The organism is Albidovulum sp., from assembly GCF_049646345.1.
Classification (GTDB): Bacteria; Pseudomonadota; Alphaproteobacteria; order Rhodobacterales; family Rhodobacteraceae; genus Albidovulum.
On the sequence record NZ_JBARVQ010000188.1, the window covers coordinates 1 to 3301 of the forward strand.

The 3301-nt window shown below is 63.0% G+C and carries 4 protein-coding genes; all 4 read right to left on the reverse strand.

Going from position 1 to position 3301, the window contains the following annotated elements; translation table 11 throughout:
* Positions 1-875: vWA domain-containing protein (locus tag WBB85_RS04595; RefSeq protein WP_432637447.1), on the reverse strand; the 875-nt coding region annotated here is incomplete at its 3' end.
* A gap of 5 nt (positions 876-880) precedes the next feature.
* Positions 881-1045, reverse strand: coding sequence for a hypothetical protein (locus tag WBB85_RS04600; protein ID WP_432637448.1), 165 nt, complete (start codon positions 1043-1045; stop codon positions 881-883).
* Complete coding sequence (locus tag WBB85_RS04605; RefSeq protein WP_432637449.1) at positions 1042-2421, reverse strand: DUF2927 domain-containing protein; 1380 nt, start codon at positions 2419-2421, stop codon at positions 1042-1044. The genes WBB85_RS04600 and WBB85_RS04605 overlap by 4 nt, the downstream gene beginning before the upstream one ends.
* A gap of 175 nt (positions 2422-2596) precedes the next feature.
* Positions 2597-3301, reverse strand: a 705-nt coding sequence (locus WBB85_RS04610; protein WP_432637450.1) for an AAA family ATPase, incomplete at its 5' end; no start/stop codon positions are given.

Consider the following 3301-nt stretch of genomic DNA (forward strand, 5'->3'; position numbering starts at 1 on the left):
GTCTGCGCGTCCCAGCGGCGGCGGTTGTCGCGCCAGACGCCTTCATAGAGGCAATTGTGGAAGTAATAGTATTCGAGATGCTTGAATTCGGCGCGCGCGGCGCTGAACAATTCTTCGACCACCTTGATGAACGGGTCCATCGAGCCGCCGACATCAAGAAACAGCAGGACCTTCACGGCATTGTGCCGCTCGGGCCGGGTCTTGACGTCAAGGTATCCGTGTTCGGCCGTCGCGCGGATGGTTTCGGGCAGGTCCAGTTCCTCGGCCGCCCCGTCACGCGCCCAGCGGCGGAGGCGTTTGAGCGCCACTTTGATATTGCGGGTGCCCAGTTCGACGGAATCGTCGAGGTTCTTGAAATCCCGCCGGTCCCAAACCTTGACCGCCCGCTGGTGACGGCTTTCCTTCTGGCCAATCCGGACGCCTTCGGGGTTGTAACCATAGGCGCCGAAGGGCGAGGTGCCTGCGGTGCCGATCCATTTCGACCCGCCCTGATGGCGGCCCTTCTGTTCCTCAAGCCGCTTCTTCAGCGTCTCCATCAGCGCCTCAAACCCGCCAAGCGCCTCGATCTGCGCCTTCTCCTCGTCGCTCAGCGCCTTTTCCGCCAGCCGTTCCAGCCACTCGGTGGGCAGATCGATCGCCTCCAGCACCTGATCGGCGCTGATCGCCTCCAGCCCCTTGAACGCCTCGGCAAAGGCGCGGTCGAAACGGTCGAGATAGCGCTCATCCTTCACCATCGCGGTGCGGGCGAGATAGTAGAAGCCTTCGATATCGTAGGTGACAAGCCCCGCCGCCATGCCTTCGAGAAAGCCGAGATATTCGCGCAAGGTGGCCGGAATGCCGGTTTTCCGCAGGGTCTCGAAAAAGCGAAGGAACATCGGGGTCAGGACATCCGGTGCAGGATGATCGTGACAAACAGGCCGAGGATCGCGAAGAGGATCGCATGGGTGCCTGCATATTGCAGCTTGTCCAGCCGGTTGCCGCCGCGTTTCGCGGCCCGGTACCAGCCAAGTGCCGCGCCGATCAGGATGGCGGGAAAGAAGATCATGGACGCCTCGCACGTTGCGCCGGGGAGAGGGCGGCGACGTTCAGAAGACGCGCCTCCACCTCGGCATCGGAGGCGAAGCCATAGCGCGCCCAGCCCAGACTGTCGAGCCGGGCTGCCTGCGCTTCGGCCTTGCGGCCCATCAGGTCGAGCGCTTCGGCCTTGACCATCAGGAGATTGGCCAGAAGGGCCGCGTTTTCGGCGGCGGCGACCACGCCGGTGGACTGATCGACCAGCGCTATCGCCTGTTCCGGCGCCCCGTTTGCCAGCGCGAAGACCGCAAGCTGCATATCGGCATGCGCCGCCTGCAAGGCGAGGCCGGGTTGTGAATGGTAGAGGGTTGAGGCCTGCGTGAAGGCGAGCCGGGCAGCGGCGGCATCATGGCCAAGGGTCAGCCGGCCAAGTGCGAGCCAGGCAAAGCCCGTGCGGGCATCGCGCCAGCTGCGCGACAGGGCGATGTCCAGCGCGTCACGGGCGGCTTTGCGACGGCGCGCCGGAAAGGTGCCGGGGCCGAGCGCGGTCTCGATGGCCTTGCCGAAGGCCGGAGGCGTGGGGTCGAGTGGTGCGATGCCGCTCCGCTCGCCCGCCGGGTTGAGACGCGCCAGCACACGCGGCAGGCGCGCCGCGACCTCGGCCCGGCGCATGCCGTTTGCCAGTTCGGGCGCGTAATAGGCGCGCAGCATCAGCATGTCGAAGCCGGTAAGGATCGTGTGGATATTGTCGTCGTTGAAGACAGAATCCGGCAGCCGGTAAAGGTCGTTCAGCGGGCCGAGCGCCTGGGCCAGTTCTTCATGCAGGCAATCGCGGATTTCCTGCGGGGCGGTATCGTTGGGGATGAAGATGGCGCTTCGGCTGCGGGCAGACAATGTCGTCCAGTCCAGCCGGTTCCGTCCGGCGCTGCGATATTCGTCCCAGGAACCGACACGCGGCGCGACGAAGCAGGCGGCGCGCGGGACCAGGCGCTGCATTGTGCGGCGCGGCAGGAATTCGATCGCGATTTCAGCCTCGCTTCCGCCGGTCTGCCGGATGTCGATGCCCGCTTCATTGCGCAGACGTGACAGCAATTTGCCGAGGTCAGCAGGCGCGCTGGCAGGAACCGGCCCGGCCATGCGCACCCGGACCGGCCCCTCGAACCGGGTCAGAACCGGCAGATCGCGGCCGCTTTCAAGCCGGAAGGCGAGATCGAGAAAATCCTGCGCCATTTCGGTATTCGACCGGGAGGGGGGGGCAACACCATGGCGTGCGAAGGTTCGCATCGGTGGCAAGTCAACCGACGCAATGACGGCGCGTGAGGTGACAGGCCGCTCGGAGTGGGCGCTACAGGCACCAAGACATGCCGCGATGCAGGCAACAAAATAAGACGGTACCCGGATGCGCATCGGGTCAGCGCCCGAACTGCGATGGATATGACGCGACACTGGCTATGATCGATCCCCGCAAATAGGCGTCACCGCCCGGCCGTCAGAGGCTAACCGGTCTTTCCGGCCACCACCAGCCAAGACGGAACACAATTTTTCGTCGAAAAATTGCATGAATTTTCGACGAAAATTCGTTCTACCCCCGATTGCGGGCGATGAATGCCAGCCGTTCAAACAGCTGCACATCCTGTTCGTTCTTCAACAGCGCGCCGTGCAGCTTCGGCAACAGGCTCTTCGGATCGCGTTTCAGGTCTTCCGGTGCAAGATCCTCGGCCAGAATCAGCTTGAGCCAATCGAGCACTTCCGAGGTCGAGGGCTTTTTCTTCAATCCCGGCGTTTCGCGGATCTCGTAGAACTGGGTCAGCGCGGTGGCAAGGATCTGGTCCTTGATACCAGGGAAATGGACGTTGACGATCGCAGCCAGCGTCTCGGCCTCGGGGAACCGGATGTAGTGGAAGAAACAGCGGCGCAGAAAGGCGTCGGGCAGTTCCTTTTCATTGTTCGAGGTGATGATGATCACCGGCCGGTTTTTGGCCCGGATCGTCTCGCCCGTCTCGTAGACATGAAACGCCATCTTGTCGAGTTCCTGCAGGAGATCATTGGGAAACTCGATATCCGCCTTGTCGATCTCGTCGATGAGAAGCACCACCTTCTCGCCCGCCTCGAACGCCTGCCAGAGCTTGCCCTTGCGGATGTAGTTCTTCACGTCATGGACACGCTCATCGCCCAGCTGGCTGTCACGCAACCGGCTGACGGCATCGTATTCATAAAGGCCCTGCGCGGCTTTGGTTGTGGATTTCACATGCCATTCAACCAGGGGCAGTCCCAGCGACTCGGCAAC